Below are 20,288 nucleotides of genomic sequence, written 5' to 3'. Positions count from 1 at the left end.
CAAAAGCGGTGCTATCGCGCAGCCGACGCCGCCTCGTCTTGGCGTGCAGCTGCCGCCTCGCCCTGGGAAGGCGAGCTTTGATCGTCGGACGCGTCGGCACAGTTGGCCTGTTCGCCCTGTTCGGTTGTGAGGTTTACAGCATCCTGCTCGAGAAGCTCCTCGGCGCCTTCCTCAGACAGATCGCATGCGGAAAGGCCGAGCTTCACCGCCTCCTCGTAGAGCGCGAGCGCCTCGTCAAGCGAGATGCCGGGCGCGCTTACCGCCTCGACAATTTCATCGAGGCGGTCGCGAACCTGATCGTACGATGCAGCGTTAGAGTCCGACATTCGCCGGCTCCTCGGGAGCGCAGGTCGGTTCCTCTGCTGCGCAAACCGGCTCTTCGGGCGACACGGCGTCAGCCGAGGTATCCTCGCCTTCTGCCACGGGCGCGTTCTCAACGGCGCCTTCCGCTGCGGGCTGCTCGCCAGCGGTTTCAGCTACAGAATCTTCTTCATTGGTCGGAAACGCGTAGGCCGCCAGGGCCTCTTCCTCGCGGCGGCGAGCCGCCTCGGGATCTTTCGCGTCTTCCTCGAGCTGGCGCGCGATGCGGCCCAAAACGCCGTTCACGAAACGAGGCGACTCGTCCTCGCCGCCGAAATCCTTCGCCAATTCGACCGCCTCGTTGATGGCAACCGAAACCGGAACCTCGTCGACGAAGAGCATCTCATACGTCGCCAGACGAAGGATGCAGCGGTCGACGATGGGCATACGGTTGAGCTTCCAGTTCTCGGAAGTCGAATTGAGACGCACGTCGATGGGAAGCATCTTCTCGTCGACGCCCTCGATCAGCCCGATCGCGTAGTCCGAAAGCGACTTGCCGTCGTCTTCGAGCACGAGGCCCGAATCGAGCAAATCGGACGGGCGCGTGCCCTTTATTTCACTGGTATAGAGCACCTGGAGCGCGCTTTGACGCGCAGCGGTGCGTTCATGTCGTCGTGATGCCATTGATCTCCTATTCGGCGAACTGGATGCCGTCGATGTAGACATCGACCGAGGCAACCTCGACGCCGACCTGGCTCGCCACCGCATCGGCCACAGCCTGGCGCAAGCTGGATGCGACCTCGGGAAGCACGAAGCCGTAGTAGACCTCGATGCGCACGGCGACTGCCAGTTTGTTATCTTCGTTTACGGTGATTTCGATTCCCTGGGTCGACGGCTTCTGGCCGAACACGGCACGGATGCCGCGGCCCTGAGTGCCCGCCGAGCCGACGCACGCAACGCCCTCGACCTCGCTGACCGCAATGGACACGATCGTTTCCACAACGCCCGGGGCGAGCGCCATACCTTCGACGTTCAACTCACTCATAACAAGTCTCCCATCTGGGTCTCGATGAAGTCAGTCGTGGCTTCACCCGCACGGAACACCTCGTTGTCGAGCACGCGACGGTGGAACGGCAACGTGGTGGCGATGCCTTCGATCTTGAACTCGTCGAGCGCGCGGCGACCGCGTGCAAGGCACTCCTCGCGATCCTGCCCGCTCACGATGACCTTCGCCACCATGGAGTCATAATACGGCGAAATCGAGGAGCCTTCATGAACGTAGGTTTCCACGCGCACGCCCGGGCCCATCGGAGGCTCGAAGCGCGTGATCTTGCCCGGGCACGGACGGAAGCCATGATCGGGGTCCTCGGCGTTGATGCGGAACTCCATCGCGTGGCCGAAGGGGGTGAACGGGGCGCGATCGGCGCAGCTCATAGGCTCGCCAGCCGCGATTCGCAGCTGCTCTTTGATGATGTCGGTGCCCGTGATCTGCTCGGAAACAGGATGCTCGACCTGCACGCGCGTGTTCATCTCCATGAAGTAGAACTTGCCCGTGGTGTCGAGCAGAAACTCGATCGTGCCGGCGTTCTTGTAGTCGACCGCGCGCACCGCTTTGATGGCTGCAACGCCCATCGCGCGGCGCAGCTCCTCGGTAAGCGCCGGGGACGGAGCCTCCTCGATGAGCTTTTGGTGGCGGCGCTGCACCGAGCAGTCGCGCTCGCAAAGCGCCACGTTGTTGCCGTGGTTGTCGGCGAGCACCTGCACCTCGACGTGACGAGGGCGCAGCACGAGCTTCTCGAGGTACACTCCGTCGTTGCCAAACGCCGCACCCGCCTCGGCGCGGGCGGCCTTGTAGTGGGACTCGAGGTCGGCCGGGTCGTGCACTTCGCGCATACCCTTGCCGCCACCGCCTGCCGTGGCCTTGATGAGCACCGGGTAGCCGACTTCCTCGGCGAAGGCGCGCGCCTCCTCAACGGTGTCGATACAACCGTCGGAGCCGGGCACCGTGGGGACGCCGCAGGCCTTCATGGTCTCGCGAGCGGAGGACTTGTCGCCCATGCGCTCGATGCACTCGGCGGAAGGGCCGATGAACACGAGGTCGTTGTCGACGCAGGCGCGGGCGAAGTCGGCGTTTTCAGCCAAAAAGCCGTAGCCGGGATGGATCGCCTCGGCGCCGGTAATCTTCGCCGCCTCGATGATGTTCGACATCACGAGATAGCTTTTATTCGCCTGAGCAGGTCCGATGCAAACCTTTTCGTCAGCGTAGCGAACCGGGTAGGTGTCCTCGTCGGCGGTCGAGTAAACCGCCACGGTCTTCACCCCGAGTTCCTTGCAGGCACGCATGACGCGCAGCGCAACTTCCCCGCGATTGGCGATGAGGATCTTCTTAAACATTATGACTGCTCCGAGACAAGCGGGGTCTTCGCATGCGGCTCGATGTAGAAGAGCACGGTGCCGAACTCGACCGGGGTGGCGTCCTCCACGCACACTTCGCGGACGGTGCCCATCTCCTCGGCGGTAATCTCGTTCATGAGCTTCATTGCCTCGACGATGCACAGCGTCTGGTTGGCGGCAACCTCGTCGCCCACCTTGACGAACGGCGGCTCATCGGGAGCGGGAGCCGCGTAGAAGGTGCCTACCATCGGCGCCTTCACGGCATACCAGTTGGCGGGGTGCTCGCTCTCCTGCGCGGGAGCGGGCGCCGCAGGGGCGGGAGCCACGGCGGCGGTGGGAGCTGCAGCGGGGACGGCGGCTGTCGCAGGGGCGGCCACAGCCTGGCCGGGCATGCGCACTGCGATGCGAGTGCCTTCCTCCTCGACTACGATTTCGCCGACGCCGCTTTCCTCGGCAACGCGAACCAGCTCGCGAATCTGATTGATATCCACGTAATCTTCCTCCTTGGTACCGCTCGATTCCTGCTCGAGCAAGAAGTCAACCTTCTCGGACGTGCGGTGCTTGCTCAGGTACGTGCGCGCCTCGTTGGGGAACAGCGCATACATGAGGACGTCCTCCTCGCTCTGCGCGAGGTCGCCGATTTCTTCTGCCACCTCGTCAAACGTCGTGGTGACAAGAGAGCCGGGCGCAATATCGGGATCGAGGACGTCGGAGTTGCCCACGACCTTCTTCACGATTTCTTTGTCCATGCGGCCGGGCGCCTTGCCGTAGTAGCCGCAGATGTAGTCCTTCATCTCCTTGGACACGACGCTCCAGCGCTTGCCCGTGATCACGTTGAACACGGCCTGCGTGCCCACGATCTGGGACATCGGCGTGACGAGCGGCGGATAGCCGACTTCGGCGCGGACCTTCGGGATTTCGGCCATAACCTCGCCCAGGCGGTCCGTGGCGTTCTGGATTTCCAGCTGGCTCATGAGGTTCGACATCATGCCGCCCGGAACCTGGTGGGAATACACCTTCATGTGCGTGAGCGAGGAGACGCCGCGCTTGTAGTGGCAGCGCTTGCGCACGCCTTCCCAGTATTCCGCAATCTCGAACAGAAGACCCAGGTCAAGACCGGTATCGTAACGGCTCTCCTGGAGCGCCGCCGCAAGCATCTCGACGGCGGGCTGGGAGTTGCCGAAAGCGAGTGGCGCGGTCGCCGTGTCAACGATCGCGGCACCGGCCTCGGCGGCCTTGATGTAGTTTGCCGGGGCCATGCCGCCGACATAGTGGCAATGCAGGTGCAGGGGCAGGCCGATTTCCGCATTGAACGCCTTCACGATGCGCTCGGTGCGATACGGCGTGAGCATGCCCGCCATGTCCTTGATGCAGATGGAGTCGGCGCCCAGATCCTTGAGCTGTTGACCGTAGTCAAGGAAGCTGTCAAGCGTATGAACAGGGCTGATGGTGTAAGAAATCGCACCCTCGAAATGTGCGCCGCACTCCTTGATAGCGTCGGCGTTGTCCACCACGTTTCGAATGTCGTTCAGCGCATCGAACACGCGGAACACATGGATGCCGTTTCGGTTGGCCGCCTTGATGAAGCGGTTGCAGATCTCGCGCGAGTAATGCTTGTAGCCAACCAAATTTTGCCCGCGAGAGAGCATCGAAAGCGGCGTGTTCGGGGTGTTCGCCTTGATGGAGCGCAGGCGCTCCCAAGGATTCTCGTCGAGGAAGCGGAGGCACGTATCGAACGTTGCGCCGCCCCAAGCCTCGATAGCCCAATACCCTACTCGGTCCATCTTCGGCAGAATCGGCAGCATGTCGCCAATCTGCATGCGCGTGGCCCACAAGCTCTGCTGGCCGTCACGGATGGTGGTATCCATAATTTGAAGCCGTGGCATGAACTCACACCTCCTTCGGTTGTTTAAGTCAAAGAACGAAATCAGAATTATAGGAGAAGGCCGCTCAAACGGCCTTCTGGCATCCGAATTTCACGGACAAGCAACACATGAACGGGTAGGCGGCGCGGGCGTATGGAGCAATGAGCGTAGTTCGTGCTTCACTGGGCGGGTTGGGCAAACTCGGCTGGGCGATTGGCGAGCCTGGCTTTACTATGCGCGGCTCGGGAGCTCGACGACCGACTTCGCGAGCACGTGGCCCTCAATCGCACGGCGAAACTCGTTGAGGTAGTACCCCTCGGAAAGCCCCAGCTTGCAATCGAGCGCGTAGACGGCGAGCGTGTAGACATGCGTCTTATCGGGCGGCTGGGGGCCGCAATAGCGATTGAATACAGCAGGATTCGAGCTGCCGTGCGCCATCGGCGACCAGTTGGAGTTCGCGCCCTGGGTGCACGCAACGGCGCCCGTGCGCGAGGCATCTTCGGGAATAAGCGTTATCGACGGGTCGAAATCGCAGGCCAACCAGTGAATCCAGCAAAAGCCGCCCACGGGAATCGCGTCGAAGTCGATAAACGCAAGCGCAAGCGAGGCGCTACCTTCGGGCACCTCCTCTATATGGATGGGGAAAGAGCGCACGGGAAAGCCCTCGAGCCTGTCAGCCTCAGGCGCGTACTTCCCGAATCGATCGGACAGCAGATTCCCTTCAAGCTCGACGCTCACACGCATGGCAGGACCCCTTTCGTTCGACGGCGTGACACTGCGAGTGTACCACGCGCGGCGCCGCGAAAAGAGACGCTACGCAAGCCCGAACGCAAGCCCCACGGCGCGGATGCAGAACGCCACGACCCACGCGACGACGCACTGGGACACCACGAGCTTCGCCGCCGTGCGGCCGTTCGTCTCCTTCTTCACCGTCGCGATAGCGGCTACGCAGGGCGTATAGAGCAGCGTAAACACGAGGAACACGAACGCCGTGAAAGGCGTGAACACCTCTTGCAGCGCCGCGACGCCGCCACCGACGAGCACGGTCAGGGTGGACACGACGCTCTCCTTGGCCATAAATCCGGTGAGCAGCGCCGTCGATGCGCGCCAGTCGCCGAACCCGAGCGGTGCGAACACCGGGGCAATCGCGCCGCCGATCAAGGCGAGCAGGCTCTCATCAGCGCTTGCCGCAAGACCGAGCCCCGCGTCGAAGGTCTGCAGGAACCAGATGGCGAGCGTCGCGAGGAACACGACGGTGAACGCCTTCTGGATGAACCCTTTCGCCTTGTCCCATACGAGGCGAAGCACGCTTTTCGCGCTGGGGAGGCGGTAGTTGGGAAGCTCCATCACGAACGGCACGGGCTCGCCGGTGAATTTGAACCGCTTGAGCGCAAGCGCGTAGAGGACGCCTGTCGCCATGCCGAGCAGATAAAGGGCAAGCACCACAAAACCGCGCATCTCAGGTGGGAAGAATACACTTGTGAGCAGGCCGTATATCGGAAGTTTCGCACTGCAGCTCATGAAGGGGACAAGCAGGATCGTCATCTTGCGGTCGCGCTCGCTCGACAAGGTGCGCGAAGCCATGATTGCCGGTACCGAGCAGCCGAACCCCATAAGCATGGGCACGAAGCTTCTGCCCGAAAGGCCAAGACGGCGCAGCGGCTTGTCCATCACGAAGGCCACGCGCGCCATGTATCCGCTGTCCTCAAGAATGGACAAGAACAAAAACAGCGTGACGATGACCGGCAAAAACCCGAGGACGCTTCCCACGCCGCCGCAGATGCCGTCGGTCACGAGCGAGCTTACGATCGGGCTCACCTCCGCCGCGGCGAGCGCGTCGCCGATGGCGCCGATCACGAAATCGATTCCCGTCTGCAGCCAATCCGACAGCCAGGCGCCAAGCCAGCTGAACGTCATGAGGAACACGAACCCCATGATGAGGATGAAACACGGGATGGCGGTAAAGCGCCCGGTTAGAATGCGGTCGGCCGCCACGCTGCGGACATGCTCGCGGCTCTCGTGCGGGCGGACGATGGTGCGCGCGCAAAGGCGTTCGATGAACGAGAAGCGCATGTTCGCAAGCGCCGCCTCGCGGTCGAGCCCGCCTTGACGCTCGAGGGCCTCGATGAAGCCGGTGAGCGCCTCGCGCTCGCGTTCAGGGACGGCGAGCTCGCTTTCGATCAGCGGGTCGCCCTCGACCATCTTCGTCGCGGCGAAGCGCACGGGCAGGCCCGCCGCCTTCGCATAGGGATCGATGAGGTGCATGAACGCGTGAACGCAGCGGTGTACCTCGCCGAGCGGATCGCCCGACTTCTCTCCCGCGGGGCAAAAATCGATGTACCCAGGGACCTCGCGGTTCATCGCAACGTGCATCGCGTGATCGATAAGCTCGTCGATGCCCTGGTTCTTCACCGCAGAGATGGGCACGACGGGAATGCCGAGCGCCGCCTCGAGCTCGTTGATGCGCACCGAGCCGCCGTTCGCGGAGAGCTCGTCCATCATGTTGAGCGCGAGTACCATGGGGATGTTGAGCTCCATCAGCTGCAACGTGAGATAAAGGTTGCGCTCGATGTTGGTCGCGTCGACGATGTTGATGATCGCGGTGGGCTTCTCTTTGATGAGGAAGTCGCGCGTCACGACCTCCTCGTTCGAGTACGGCGAAAGCGAGTAGACGCCGGGAAGGTCGACCACCGTCACCTCGGGATGGCGGCGCAGCTGGCCCTCCTTTTTGTCGACAGTGACGCCGGGGAAGTTTCCGACATGCTGATTTGCGCCTGTGAGCTGGTTGAATAGCGTGGTCTTGCCGCAGTTTTGGTTGCCGGCGAGCGCAAAGGTAATCGGCGCGCCCTTAGGCAGAGGCTCACCGAGGTTGCGGATGTAGTCGTCGCCTGTCGCGCTCACCTCGCCGATGCCGGGGTGCGCGGACGCGCGGGGTAACGGTTCAACGGGAACAGGCATCTGAGGAAGGGATTCCGCAGGCTCGATCAGGGCGAAGCGGGCGTCGTCGAGGCGCAGCGTCAGCTCGTAGCCGCGCAGCTCGATCTGGATAGGGTCGCCCATCGGGGCAACCTTGCGCACGCGCACTCCGATGCCGGGCGTAAGCCCCATGTCGAGCAGATGGCGGCGCAGCTCGCCGTGGCCGCGCACCGCCTTGATGATCGCGCACTGCCCCGCCTTCAGGGAATCGAGCGTTGGCCCGTCATTTGGCTCATGCTCGCGACCTGCGGATTTGTCATCTGCGGATGCACCGCTCGAGCGCCCGCCTTCTCCAGGCGCGCCGTCTTCCAGGAGCACTCCCCCGCTTCCCAGCTCGGCCTTCGCCGCATCGTTATTATCCTGCGTCATGCAAACCTCGTCCCCCGTGACTTTCAACTGCTTATCGTTGCGCGTAACGGGCGCGAGCGCAAGAACATCTCCCCGAACGGCCGAGAAATATCCATCGCCCCACGAGTTGCCAAGCGGGAAGTTCCTCGTGCCGAACGGGAAAACTCCTCGTGCCAAGCGGAAAGCTCCTCGCCCCGCGCGCTATCGAGCGGAAAGCTCCTCAAGCATGCGGCGCAGCTCCTTCTGCACGCTGTGCTCGGTGTTGGGACCGATGACCTTGCGCGCGACCTGCTTGATGGCCGAGCGCCCATTCTCCATCGCGATGGGCATGCCGACCATGCGCAAGATCTCGTAGTCGTTCATGGAATCGCCGAACGCCGCGACCTCGTCGGCCGAGACGCCGTGCGCCTCCATGACCTGGCGAATTCCCGTCGCTTTGTTCACGCCGCGCTGCATGACGTCGATCCATTTGCGGCCCGAGGGAGCGAACACGAAGTCCTCCCCCAGCTCGCGGGTGAGCGCGTAGGACATGTCCATGACGGTGCCGTCGCTCACGTACACCGATGCCTTGATGATGCTCGTCTCCGGGGAAGGCACCTCGTAGGCGCGCACGGGATTCGGGAGGTTCTTGTCGATCTCACGCTCGAAAACGGCCTCGTCATCGAGGAGGAAGCTGTTCGTCCGATCGAATAGGGCCAGGTGGAGCACATCGAACATGGTGACCGCGCGGTAGAGACGGCACACGGCGGCATGCGAGAAGACCTCGCGGTCGACCAGCTTGCCGCCGACGACAACCTGCGCGCCGTTCGACGCGACGAAGTCCATGAGGTCGGCCACGGGCGCGAACTGCTCGGAAAGCGTGTCGAAGCGACGCCCCGACGACGCGACGAAGTGGACTCCGCAGCGGCGAAGCCCGCTGATAAGCTCGAACGTTTCAGGCGGGACGTTGCCCTCCGCGTCGAGCAGCGTGCCGTCCATGTCGCTTGCGATAAGCTTGATCATGCAGGTTCTCCTTCTTGCCGGCCCCTTCGCCAGCCTGTTCTCTTCGCGTTTCCAACGCCTGCATTGTAGCGGGCGTGTATAAAGAAACGGTTAAGGGAAGGTCACGGACCGTCTGCGGGCGGCCTCGGAAGGAGCGACGGCGGAGGGCCGACGACCCCAGGGGCGGCCTCGAGCACGGCAACCTCGCGGCGGCCTTGCGGCAACCTCGGGGGCGAAAGGCGAAGGGCCTAGTCGGAGAGTCCCGCGTCCTCGAGCGCGGCGACGATTGTGCGCAGAGCCTTAACGCGCGCGTAGCGTTTGTCGTCGGACTCGAGAATAATCCAGGGCGCGAACGAGGTCGACGTCAGGCGGAACATGTCCTCGATAGCTTCCTTGTACTGGGGATACTTCTCACGGTTGCGCCAGTCGTCGTCGGTTATCTTCCACTGCTTGGCGGGGTTGGACTGTCGCTCCTCGAAACGGCGCAGCTGCTCGTCGGGGCTGACCTCCACCCAGAACTTCAGGAGGATGGCACCCCAATCGACCAGGTCTTTCTCAAAGGCGTTGATCTCGTCGTACGCCTGGATGAGGCGCTCGGGCGAGGCGTAGCCCTCCACCCGCTCCACAAGCACGCGGCCATACCAGCTGCGATCGTAGATACCAACATGGCCCGCCTTCGGCAGGCGCGTCCAGTAGCGCCACAAGTGCGGGTGCGCGAGCTCGGGCGCCGTGGGGGCGGGGCTCGGGAAAATCGTGTAGGCACGCGCGTCGAGCGATTGCGCCACGCGCTTGATGTTGCCGCCCTTGCCCGCGGCGTCCCAGCCCTCGTACATCACCATAAGCGGGATGCGGGCCTGGTACATGTTGTTCTCAAGTCGAAACAGTCGCTTCTGCAGGCTCTTGAGCTCGTCTTTGTACTCCTCGGGCGAGAGCGCGAGCGAGTGGTCGACGCCCGCAAGCGTCGGTGTGTCGTCGATAAGGTGGAAGCGGGAAGTCGCGGGGGCGGCAAAGCGCGGGGGCTGCTTCACGGCGCCGTCCGCGGAAGCCGAGGCGTCTGCGGGGGTCGAGGCGTCTGCGGCATCCGCCGACCTCGCGGCGCTTGCGACCTTCACCGCGTTCGCGGCCTCCTTGCGCGCGAGCGCGGACTCGAGCGCGCGCACAAGCGTCTGCGCGATGACGATGTTCGCGCGGCGCTTGTCTTCCCCGTTCACAAGCGTCCAAGGGGCGAACGCGAAGTTGCTGCCCTCGAGCATGAGGTCGTAGATGCTATAGGCGTACTCGTAGTTCCCAATGCGCTCGAGACGCTTCTTGTCGACGCGCCACGCCGTGGTGGGGTCGGCAGCCAGGCGCTCGAGGCGCTCCCTCTGGCCTTCGGCGGACACGTGGATGAAGAATTTCACGACCTCGTAGCCATCGTCGACAAGGCCGCGCTCGAACTCGCGTATAGACGCGAGGCACACCCCGGCCTCCTTGCGCGCCGCAAGCTGGTCACCTCGGACAGAGCCCTTCTTGCCTTCCTTGCGCTTCGGGTTAAGCCCGCCGAATGCGCGGCACATCGCGCGCTCGGCTGCCACGGAATACCAGCCGCGATCGTAGAAGGTGATCGCCCCGCGCGGTCCGAGCGCCTGCCAGAACTGCTGCATGAAAGGCCAGTACCCGGTGACATTATGCCCGGCGTCCGAGAACGCCCGCGCCTCGTCCACGTCGAAATCGCCCGTCACGTGAACGCTCGTCGCGCGCGCATCCAGGTTGAACATAAGGTCGGAGATGCGGCTTCCCTTGCCCGCGCCGTTCCATCCCTCGAAGAGCACCACAAGCCCTACACCCTGAAGGCGTGCCTGCTGCTGCAACGTCACGAGCCGCTCGATGAGCGCGTCGTGAGTTTCCTTGTACGTGCCCTTATCGATATCTGGTTGATTCAGATTGACCTGGTCGAGCATGGAAAACCTCTTTTCGCGTAAGGTTTGGCGCAGCGTCGGGCGCCGAAGGGTCGGCTTGCCCGGGCACCGCGAAGGGCGCATCGTAGGGGTCGCTCTCGATGATCGGGCACTGCCCGCGCACGAGCTCCGTGAGGGCCGTCTCGAAGGGCTCCTGCGTGCCGTCGAGCATGCGGAACGTGAGGGCGACCTGTGCCGCGAAATCGGCGTCGACGGTCTGGGCGCCGTGTTGGCTGGCAAGGCGTTGAGCCTGCTCGTAAAGGGAGTACGGGACCTCGATCAGCACGTCAATGCACCGCGAGACAGACACGATGTCCGCCGCGGCGATGCCGGCCTGCGTCGCCTGCGTATAGGCACGCACGAGCCCACCCGTGCCGAGCAGGATCCCGCCGAAATACCGCGTGACCACCACGGAGACGTCGGTCAGGCCCGCATGCTGGATAGCCTCGAGCGTCGGCATGCCCGCCGTTTTCTGAGGCTCGCCGTCGTCGGAATAGCGAACGCGACCGTTCTCGCGCAGCACGTAGGCGTACACGTTGTGGCGAGCCATGCGGTGCTCGGTGCGGATCTCGTCGAGGAAAGCGAGCGCCTCTTCCTCGGTTTCGACATGCTGAACAGTGACAATGAAGCGACTCTTCTTCTCGACGATTTCGGCGCGCGCACGACCTTGGGTTGTGCAATACGAGGCCATGCGGCTCCTTTCGTCTTCGGGAAAACTCAGTTTGCCCCATCATAGCGCATGCGTGCAAACGGGCGCACGCGGGGCGAAGACGATGCTAAACTGTCACCCATCAAGAGAAAGGGCGGAACATGGCCGAGAAATCGACGATCGATCAGATTCTGGAGCACAATGCGCGCTTCGTGGAAGAACGCGAATACGAGCAGTTCAAGACGGACAAATACCCCGACAAGAAGCTCGCCGTGGTCTCGTGCATGGACACGCGCCTGACAGCGCTGCTCATGGCGGCGCTCGGGCTTAAGAACGGCGACGCGAAGATCATCAAAGTTGCAGGTGCCGAGGTTTCCCACCCCTTCGGCAGCGTCATGAGATCGCTGCTCATCGCCGTGTGCGAGCTCGGCGTCGAGGACATCATGATCGTCGCGCACACGAACTGCGGCGCGCAGCACATGAGCGGCGAGGGCATGGTCTCCGACATGCTGCGCCTTGGCGTGAGCGCCGACCACATCAAGATGGCGCACCATTGCGGCATCGACTTCGACCAGTGGCTCGCGGGTTTCGGCGACACCGAGGAGGCGGTGCGCAAAAGCGTCGACGTGGTGCGCAACCACCCGGTCATGCCGCCGCACGTGCGCGTCGCCGGCTTCATCATGGATTCCGTGACCGGCGAGCTCATTCGCGTGGCGGATTAGCATCTGCCAAGAGCGCCGGCGCCTCGCAGGTGGACGGCAGGCGCGGGCCCGGCGAGCCTTCCCCCTTCGGCGTTTCGAGCGGGCGAGCCGCTCCCTTCGCCTTATGGGGAAGAGGCGCCGGGTCCGCGTTCCTATTTCCTCTTACGCGGGCGTTGGAGTGCTGCCGCCGTCCTCGCCACGAAACCGCGCGGGGCAAGGCGCGTTGCGAAGACGATCGTCTTTGCGAGCGCACCGGGCACGCAGAGAGCCTTATTGCGGCAAAGCGCGTTGAATCCTTCGCTCGCAACGAAGGGGGCATCGAGCGCGACACGCGAAATCGGGGTGTGAGCTGCATCGGCATTTTCCCAAAACGCCGTGCGCACGGGTCCTGGGCACATCGTGCTCACGTGCACGCCAGCACGGCGCAACTCGACATGGATGGCCTGGGAAAACGACTGGACGAAGGCCTTCGAGGCGTAGTAGGTCGCCATGCCGGGGCCAGGTATGAAGCCCGCCACGGACGCAACGTTTAAGATGCCTCCGCATTTACGCTCGGCCATGTCAGGGGCGAACTCGCCCACAAGCTCGACGAGCGCGAGGTCGTTTGTCAGGATAAGTTCTCGTTGGCGGGCCATGTCGCTTTCCGCAAAGCGCGCATCGTAGCCGAAGCCTGCGTTGTTCACGAGCACATCGACGACAAGCCCCATCTCGCGCACGCGGGCGGAAACCTTCGCCGCCGCGCCCACTTTCGCGAGATCGCACACGATGACGTGGGCCTTTATGTTGTGCTCGAACTCCAGCTGTGCCGCCGCCTCGACGAGACGCTCCTCGTTGCGGCCGACGAGCACCACGTCCATCCCGCGCGCCGCGCACTGCCGCGCAAGTTCGAATCCCAAACCGCCCGCACCGCCTGTGACGAGCGCCGTTTTCCAATCCTTGGTCCCCATAGCTCACAACCTTTCAGTCCGTCGCGTTTACGGCCGTCGGCAATGTAACATCATTGTATGACGCGCGAGGCGAATGCGAGAATAGGCTTCACCACATCTGAGGAATAATTCCTCTTGGGCAATATGGCCAGCATCGAGGGAGAGACTGCAAGGAGCTGGTCGAACCGCTGCAGACGCCAAGCGACGCAACTCCTTAAGTTACCTTGGATATCACGTCATCACGGTCGGGCGCCAGAAAGCGAAGGGCCCCGCCGTCGAATGGCCTCCGAAAGAGGAGGCGATTCGACGAGCGAGGCCCTTCGAGTGTGGCGAACGAAACTGCTAGCTTAAGATGAACATGGCCAAAAACGCGATGGCAGCCACCCACATGAGGGGCTTGACCTCGCGCGCCTTGCCGGTGACCAGCATGATCACGCAGTAGGAGATGAAGCCGAAGCCGATGCCGTTGGTGATCGAGTAGGTCATCGGGATGCCCATGATGGTCGCGAACGCCGGGAAGGCGAACTCGATGCGCGTCCAGTCGATGTTGATGACGTCAGAGAGCATGAGATAGCCAACGACGACGAGCGCGCCGCAGGTCGCGGAGCTCGACACCATACCGATGATGGGCGACGCGAACGCGAAGATCACGAACAGGATGCCGACCACCAGGTTCGAGAGGCCCGTGCGCGCACCGGCGGCAGCGCCCGAAGTGGACTCAACGAAGCTCGTGACCGAGCTTGCGCCCACGAAACCGCCGACGGCGGCTGCGGCGGAGTCGACCATGAGAATCGGCTGGATGTCCTTCACATCGCCGTTCTCGTCGACGAAATCAGCCTGTTCGCCAACAGCAACGACCGTGCCCATGGTGTCGAAGAAGTCGCTCATGAGCAGGGAGAACACGAACAGCAGCAGCGCGGGCTGCAGGAAGACCTGCGCGATAGCCATCGTGTCGGTGCCGGGAATCGTCTGAAATGGTGCCGCGAAGGCCGAGAAGTCGAGCCCGAAGCTCCACGACGAGGGAAGCGGGGTGACGCCCAGGGGAATGCCCGCGATGGTGGCAACAATAATGGAGATGAGCAGGCCGCCCTTCACATTGAGAACCTGGAGCACCACGGCAACCGCGATCGCGATAAGCGACACGATCGCAACCGGCGCCGACAGGTCGCCAAGCCCCAAGATGGTCGACTCGTTGGCGACGATGATGCCGCCGCCCTTAAGACCGATGAATGCGATGAACAAACCGATGCCAATGCCGATTGCATGGCGCAAGCTCACGGGAATCGCGTCCATGACCGCCTTGCGCAAACCGCAGGCAACCAGGACAAGGATTACGATACCTTCAAGAAAAACGATGGCCATCGCCACGCGCCAGTCGACGGCAGCGCCGCCAAGGCAGAGCGTGTACGCCACGATTGCGTTGATGCCCATGCCAGATGCAAGCGCGATCGGTCGGTTCGCGATAAGGCCCATCGCGATAGTCATGATCGCCGCGCCGAAGCACGTCGCCGTGAGCGCCGCATCAAACGGAACACCTGCAACCACCAGCATATTCGGATTCACTGCGATGATGTATGCCATCGCGAGAAACGTCGTCAAGCCGCCGATGATCTCGTTTCCGATCGTGCTTTTGCGCTCCGAAATCTTAAAAAACGAGTCCACTTTCCTCCCTTTCTCTTGCGCCCGCGCGAAAGCGATCAGGCAAGCCCGCACCTGAAGACTCAGCCGCCGAAGCGAACCCAAACTGGCCCTTTCGCGTGAAAACGTTTTCTCAACGGAAGGATTCTAGCATGCTAAAGCGCACACAAGACGCACATAAATGGAAAGCGCCTTCAATGGCGACTACGTCGCACGGTGCGGAAAACGAGGTCGCACCAGCGGTCGCCTACCCCTACCTCAGCTTATCAGCTGCGCACATCTCTGGTACAAGCTCATTCGCAAAATGCCATTTATCGGCCCCTTGGAAGCCCCTTGCAAGCACTCTAATCTTTATCGATGACCGCGACGGTAAACCAGGCGCGTTCGTAGGGACGATAGCGGGTGCCCGATTCCCGCAGCTCGAACCCGTCGCGCTTCGAGAGGTCCTCGACATCGCGCGACATGACGCCGTTTTGGGTCTGCCCCAAAACGACAATCGGACCATGATAGCCATCAAGAATCTCTTCCCAGGAGTTTTTGCAGGTGAGAGTCGGAGAATATGCCTCATACGCCAAGTTCCAGTTTCCTTTTTGCCAATCCATATACGTTTGGGGAATGTCGGGATAGGCAAGCGACGTCAGGCTGATGTAGCCGATATCGGACGAGACGACAAGCGGAGCCTTCCCGTCGTTTTCCTGTGTCACGCGATCGACCGTCTGGCGCACTTCGTCGAGCGCCTCTTGGTTGTCGGAGCTGTAGAAGTCGCCGACGAGGAGCGTCATGTTGAGGGCGGAGACGGAAAGGAGGATAGCGCATGCCGTACCGACGAGTACGCGCGAGCGAATGCGGGAAAGAAGCATTACCGCCGCAAACAGGAGCGGACCGATTGCCACCCCAAGGTAGCGGTAGTACACGATAAGCGAGTCCATCAGGATGGAGGCCGAGAAGGAAATCGCGAAAACGCCCAGGTAGATTGCGAGCGCACAGAGCACGGGGGCAACCGAGTCGCGCGAGGCCCAAACGGCAAGGCGCCGAGAAAGCGAATCGCGCTGGGCGCGGGGGCTTTCGGGCTCGAGGGCGAAATTCGCAGGAAGCTCACCGTCCTCGACGGACCCATTCGCAGAACACGAGCCGCCTTCGTCCGCAGAGCCAACGGCAGCCCGCTCCCCGAAGTCCTCGCCTCCCGCAGCCTTCCCTGTCGCAGCGCACGAGCCGCCTTCCGCACGTTCGCCCGCAAGAACATGCGACTTCGCCAGGCGCACGAGAGACCAGATGGCCCACGCGCAAAGCCACACGAGCGTCGCTGCCAGAAGAGCCCGCCCCACCACCTGGGGCACGGCGCCGTAGTTCCCCTCCAACGCGAAATGCACGAAGCTCGTCCGTACCGGGTACGTCGCGAACTCGATGTAGGTGACGGGAAACACCATGTTCGCCCAGTACGTGTTCGACACAACGCCCATCTGATGCACGAGCACCATAAGCCACGGCGCATAGAGCGCAACCTGGATGACGGCGCTCGCAACGAGTACCCCCAAAGCCGCCGCGCCACGTCGACGGGCGGCTCGATTGATGCAGAAGATGAGCAGCAGCAGGTTCACCATAAAGGCGGACATGGCGCCAAAGTAGTGAAGGTATGCGCTGAACAGGCTTGACACAGCGAAGACAACCCACCACGAAAGCGGCGCACCCGCAAGAAGTCTCTTCCCCTGCGCGCGTTTCTGGACGCAGGCCACAGAGCCTTCGCACGCCGGCTCGCGCAAAGCGCACGCGATGCGCCACGCGGTGAGCGCGCACAGCATGACGGAAAACGTCGCCCACGAGTACATGCGAATCTCGGTCGACATAATGGCGGTATAGGGAATGAACAGGACGAATGCGGTGAACAGCACGCCGGGCTTCCAGCCGAAATCGCGACGGACATGCGTGTATCCAAGGCTTGCAAGGGCGATCGACCCCAAAACCGTGAACAGGCGATACACAAGAATGTTCTGCCCGAAAACCAGGTTGAGGACATGCAGCGCCCAGTAGAAGAGCACGGGGTGCACATCGCCCGAGCCGATGCGCCAAATCTCGGAGAAAGAATGGTTCGCTATGGCAACCGAATAGCTCTCATCGAACCAGATATAGCCATGGAAAGCCCCCACAAGCACAAACGCCGACCCCAAAGCAAGAACGGCAAGATGGAACCAACGAGACGAAAGCACCCCCTGCGCCCCTGCTCCGCTCGCACGCTTCATAAACCCTCCCGAGCAATCGATCCCCAATAACGCACCTGCATGAGAGTACTATTATTTCGTTTGCCTCGCTTGTCTTCAAAAAGATAGCGTTTTGAAGACAAACACCGCGCACGAACATGAAAGGGAGGCTTGTGGCGCTCATCATTCACGCAGACGACTTTGGGATTACCGTCGAGCAATCGAAGGCCATCCTCGAGCTTTCGGACGCATGCGGCGGCCATGGAGCCCTGTCGAGCATGAGCATGTTCGCGAACAGCCCGGCGTTTAACGAATGCGCCGAGCTTGTCCGACCCTTCGTCGACGCGGGAAAGATAAAGCTTGGACTGCACCTCAATATCGTGGAAGGGCATCCTGTCTCCAACCCCGACGACGTGCCGCTGCTGGTGAACGAGCGCGGAACCTTCTCCCATTCCTTTATGGGATACCTGATGGCATCGACACTGCGCACCGGCGACCGTGACGGCATTCGCGAGCAGCTTGCCCGCGAATTCAGCGAGCAGATCAAGCGTTATCTCGAGGCCTTCCCCGACCAGCGTCGCAATCTCCGTGTCGACACGCATCAACACACGCATATGGTGCCCCTCGTGCACGACGCGCTCCTGGCAGCTTGCCGGCGCACCGATTGCTTGGTCACGACCGCACGCCTTCCCGTGGAGCCGATCGGCCCGCACCTTAAGAGCCCGCGGCGCATCGCAGCGATTTCGCCTGTCAACCTCGTGAAAGACGCGCTGCTCGCCCTTCTCGCCCCGCACTGCCGCAAGGATCTGGAAGGGGGAAGCCACGTCGCCGACTTTTCCGGCATCGTGCTCTCGGGATGCATGCAGAAAACCACGCCCGGCCTGATTGCCGACATGGAGGCGCGAGCCGCCGAGCGTGGACGCGATCTCGAGGTGCTTTTCCACCCGATCAGCGTCCCTGTCGAGCAGTGCCTCGATCCCGAGAACCTGCCGTTCGCGCAAGCGTGCGCCTCCCCTAACCGCGATGCCGAAGCGAAGCTGATCGCAAGCCTATCGACGCGCGCGTAGGTCAACCGCCTGGCGGAACGCCAAACCGCGGCGCTTAAGCGGCGCGGCCCGTGTGAGTAGTCAGGGACCGAAGGGGTATTCGCGACGTGCGATTTCCCCTCGCAAGGAGGCTACCGCCGCAAGCGCGCGAGGGCCTACGCGCCGAAAGACGCAAGGCACGTGCGGGCCGCAAATAGCACGCAGGCTGCACGCCGAAAGCGCCTACTCGCCGAGCGCCTCCGCGGCTTCCATCCACTCTTCCTCGAGCGCCTCGATCTGCGCCTCGATTTGCTTGATTTCCTTCTGCATATCGCCGAGCTTCACGTAATCGGAGGGATCGACCTCGGTCATGGCCTGGTGAATGCCCTCAATCTTGCCGTGTAGCGTGTCCATCTTGCGCTCGGCCGACGCCATCGACTTCCGAAGCGCGCGAATCTCGCCGCCCGAGAGCTTCGACGCCGCGCCCGTCGCCTGCTCGCCCGCCGACGTTGAAGGCTGCTTGGAGGCAGAGGCCTTCCCGTTTGAAGAGGCGACCACACCGCCGCGCTCGTCGGTGGTGCGCCCCACAAGTTCCAGATACTCGTCGACGCCGCGCGGCAGATGGCGAATCTTGCCGTTGATCAGCGCATACTGGTTGTCGGTCACGCGCTCCATGAGATAGCGGTCGTGCGTGACCAAAAGCAGCGTTCCGGGCCATCCGTCAAGCAGGTCTTCCACCTGCGCGAGCATGTCGGTGTCCAGATCGTTACCCGGCTCGTCCAAGATGAGCACGTTCGGCTCGTCAAGCAGGATGAGCATCAGCGCAAGACGACGCTTCTGCCCGCCCGATAGGTCACACACCGGCTCGTTCAGGTCATCGCGGGTGAAGCCGAGGCGCTCGAGCAGCTGCGCGGGCGTGGCCTCCTTGCCGTCGAGCATCACGCGGCGCGAATAGCGGCCGATGACCTCTCGCACGCGGTCGCTTCCCAGTTTCACCAGGTTATCGAGGTGTTGCGACAGCACCGCGAACTTCACGGTCTTGCCGATCTTCACACGTCCCGCACTCGGGGCGAGCGCACCCTCAATCACCCGCAGAAGCGTGGTCTTGCCCGCACCGTTCTCGCCGACGATGCCGAAGCGATCGCCAGGGCCGATAATCCACGACACGTCATCGAGCACGGTCTTTCCACCGAGGCGCACAGACACATCGGTCAAGTCGACCACCTGCTTGCCCAAGCGCGCGACGGCCATCCGCTTGAGCTCGAGCGTGTTACGCAGCGGCGGCACGTCAGCGATCAGCTCGCGGGCAGCGTCGATGCGGAACTTCGGCTTGGTCGAGCGCGCTTGCGCCCCGCGGGCAAGCCAGGCGAGCTCGCGGCGCAGCTGGTTTTGGCGACGCTGCTCGGCCACCTGCGCCTGACGGTCGCGCTCGACGCGCTGCTGGATATAGGCGGAGAAACCGCCCTCGAACGGGTCGATCGTGCGGTCGTGCACTTCCCACATCGAAAGGCACACCTCGTCGAGGAACCAGCGGTCGTGCGTGACCACCAAAAGCGCGCCCGTCCCATGTTTCCAGCGTGCCTTCAGATGATGCGCAAGCCAGGTGATGGCGCGCATGTCGAGATGGTTGGTGGGCTCGTCGAGCATGAGCACGTCCCAGTCGCCGATGAGCAAACGCGCCAGGTCAACGCGGCGGCGCTGCCCGCCCGACAGGTCGCCCACACGCCCTTGCCAGGGGATATCGGCCGCAAGCCCAGAGATGATGTCGCGAACACGGGCATCTCCCGCCCATTCGTATTCGGGGGTATCGCCCACCACGGCATGTTCCACCGTATCGTCGTCGGAAAGCGCATCCGCCTGCCCGAGCACGCCCACGCGAACGCCGCGCGTGCGAATTACGCGGCCCTCATCAGGCTCGATAATGCCTGCAAGTAAAGAGAGCAGCGTGGATTTCCCGTCGCCGTTCTTGCCGACGACGCCGATGCGGTCGCCCTCGTCAAGCCCGAGGGAGACATCCTCGAACACCGTTTTCGTGGGGAACTCGACCCGCGCCTTCTCACAACCAAGCAGAAACGCCATACCATTCGTCCTTCGTTCACGGGACACCATACCGGGCATCCCGCCGCATTCAACCTGCACTCGGCTTCATCCGCCGTGCGTTTTTTCATCATGAGAGGATACCGCAAGCGGGCGAGATTCCCAAATAGCGAGGGGTGCGAGTTAAGTTTTGCGGGAAAAGCCGACCGGAAGCCTTGCCGGTGCGACGGGGATCGGGGCGCCGTCGGCGCTGCGGATGACCGCATTCTAGCACGACCTGGCGCGGAAGCGCGCGTTGGACCTCATCGCCCAGGTG

The 20,288-nt window shown here is 62.7% G+C and carries 16 protein-coding genes; 2 read left to right on the top strand and 14 right to left on the bottom strand.

Features of this window, described 5'->3' with window-relative positions; translation table 11 throughout:
* Nucleotides 1-11: 11 nt before the first annotated feature.
* From ACMRQN_RS01385 to ACMRQN_RS01340, 10 genes are all read right to left on the bottom strand, one after another.
* Entirely contained in the window at nucleotides 12-326 is a 315-nt protein-coding gene (locus ACMRQN_RS01385) for an exodeoxyribonuclease VII small subunit (protein WP_418733501.1), read from the bottom strand.
* Complete coding sequence (nusB, locus tag ACMRQN_RS01380) at nucleotides 313-984, bottom strand: transcription antitermination factor NusB (protein WP_418733500.1); 672 nt, start codon at nucleotides 982-984, stop codon at nucleotides 313-315. Before nusB ends, ACMRQN_RS01385 begins: the two co-directional genes overlap by 14 nt.
* Nucleotides 985-991: 7 nt before the next feature.
* A complete protein-coding gene (locus ACMRQN_RS01375) occupies nucleotides 992-1,345 on the bottom strand; it encodes an Asp23/Gls24 family envelope stress response protein (protein WP_417295197.1) in 354 nt (117 codons plus the stop codon).
* The gene (gene accC, locus ACMRQN_RS01370; protein WP_296060524.1) at nucleotides 1,342-2,694 is read right to left on the bottom strand and encodes an acetyl-CoA carboxylase biotin carboxylase subunit; all 1,353 of its coding nucleotides are present in this window, start codon (nucleotides 2,692-2,694) and stop codon (nucleotides 1,342-1,344) included. Before accC ends, ACMRQN_RS01375 begins: the two co-directional genes overlap by 4 nt.
* Complete coding sequence (gene accB, locus ACMRQN_RS01365; protein ID WP_418733499.1) at nucleotides 2,694-4,580, bottom strand: acetyl-CoA carboxylase biotin carboxyl carrier protein; 1,887 nt, start codon at nucleotides 4,578-4,580, stop codon at nucleotides 2,694-2,696. Before accB ends, accC begins: the two co-directional genes overlap by 1 nt.
* Before the next feature lie 210 nt (nucleotides 4,581-4,790).
* The gene (locus tag ACMRQN_RS01360; RefSeq protein WP_418733498.1) at nucleotides 4,791-5,303 is read right to left on the bottom strand and encodes a YbhB/YbcL family Raf kinase inhibitor-like protein; all 513 of its coding nucleotides are present in this window, start codon (nucleotides 5,301-5,303) and stop codon (nucleotides 4,791-4,793) included.
* A gap of 69 nt (nucleotides 5,304-5,372) precedes the next feature.
* Nucleotides 5,373-8,060, bottom strand: a complete 2,688-nt coding sequence (gene feoB, locus ACMRQN_RS01355; RefSeq protein WP_418733497.1) for a ferrous iron transport protein B — start codon at nucleotides 8,058-8,060, stop codon at nucleotides 5,373-5,375.
* Nucleotides 8,061-8,084: 24 nt separating this feature from the next.
* The gene (locus ACMRQN_RS01350) at nucleotides 8,085-8,885 is read right to left on the bottom strand and encodes an HAD family hydrolase (RefSeq protein ID WP_418733496.1); all 801 of its coding nucleotides are present in this window, start codon (nucleotides 8,883-8,885) and stop codon (nucleotides 8,085-8,087) included.
* Between the two features lie 227 nt (nucleotides 8,886-9,112).
* Nucleotides 9,113-10,804: a polyphosphate--AMP phosphotransferase gene (locus tag ACMRQN_RS01345; protein ID WP_418733495.1), complete on the bottom strand. Its 1,692-nt coding sequence runs from the start codon at nucleotides 10,802-10,804 to the stop codon at nucleotides 9,113-9,115.
* Nucleotides 10,764-11,492: an IMPACT family protein gene (locus tag ACMRQN_RS01340; RefSeq protein WP_418733494.1), complete on the bottom strand. Its 729-nt coding sequence runs from the start codon at nucleotides 11,490-11,492 to the stop codon at nucleotides 10,764-10,766. The genes ACMRQN_RS01345 and ACMRQN_RS01340 overlap by 41 nt, the downstream gene beginning before the upstream one ends.
* 119 nt (nucleotides 11,493-11,611) lie before the next feature.
* On the opposite strand from ACMRQN_RS01340, the gene ACMRQN_RS01335 reads away from it, so the two are divergent.
* Nucleotides 11,612-12,172: a beta-class carbonic anhydrase gene (locus tag ACMRQN_RS01335; RefSeq protein WP_418733493.1), complete on the top strand. Its 561-nt coding sequence runs from the start codon at nucleotides 11,612-11,614 to the stop codon at nucleotides 12,170-12,172.
* Nucleotides 12,173-12,303: 131 nt separating this feature from the next.
* Here the strand turns inward: ACMRQN_RS01335 and ACMRQN_RS01330 are convergent, their stop codons facing one another.
* The 3 genes from ACMRQN_RS01330 to ACMRQN_RS01320 form a co-directional block, all read right to left on the bottom strand.
* The gene (locus tag ACMRQN_RS01330; protein ID WP_418733492.1) at nucleotides 12,304-13,098 is read right to left on the bottom strand and encodes an SDR family NAD(P)-dependent oxidoreductase; all 795 of its coding nucleotides are present in this window, start codon (nucleotides 13,096-13,098) and stop codon (nucleotides 12,304-12,306) included.
* A gap of 321 nt (nucleotides 13,099-13,419) precedes the next feature.
* Nucleotides 13,420-14,739 (bottom strand): NCS2 family permease, encoded by a 1,320-nt coding sequence (locus ACMRQN_RS01325; protein WP_417295187.1) that lies wholly within the window; start codon nucleotides 14,737-14,739, stop codon nucleotides 13,420-13,422.
* A gap of 320 nt (nucleotides 14,740-15,059) precedes the next feature.
* The gene (locus ACMRQN_RS01320; protein WP_418733491.1) at nucleotides 15,060-16,952 is read right to left on the bottom strand and encodes a glycosyltransferase family 39 protein; all 1,893 of its coding nucleotides are present in this window, start codon (nucleotides 16,950-16,952) and stop codon (nucleotides 15,060-15,062) included.
* A gap of 131 nt (nucleotides 16,953-17,083) precedes the next feature.
* Between ACMRQN_RS01320 and ACMRQN_RS01315 the strand changes: the two genes are divergently transcribed.
* Entirely contained in the window at nucleotides 17,084-17,977 is an 894-nt protein-coding gene (locus ACMRQN_RS01315) for a ChbG/HpnK family deacetylase (RefSeq protein WP_418733490.1), read from the top strand.
* 201 nt (nucleotides 17,978-18,178) lie between these two features.
* Here ACMRQN_RS01315 and ACMRQN_RS01310 read toward each other — a convergent pair whose 3' ends face one another.
* Nucleotides 18,179-20,014, bottom strand: coding sequence for an ABC-F family ATP-binding cassette domain-containing protein (locus tag ACMRQN_RS01310; RefSeq protein ID WP_418733489.1), 1,836 nt, complete (start codon nucleotides 20,012-20,014; stop codon nucleotides 18,179-18,181).
* Nucleotides 20,015-20,288 lie beyond the last annotated feature (274 nt).

The organism is Ellagibacter sp. (assembly GCF_048412355.1).
GTDB lineage: Bacteria > Actinomycetota > Coriobacteriia > Coriobacteriales > Eggerthellaceae > Ellagibacter.
This window is presented reverse-complemented; position numbering and strand designations above follow the sequence as displayed.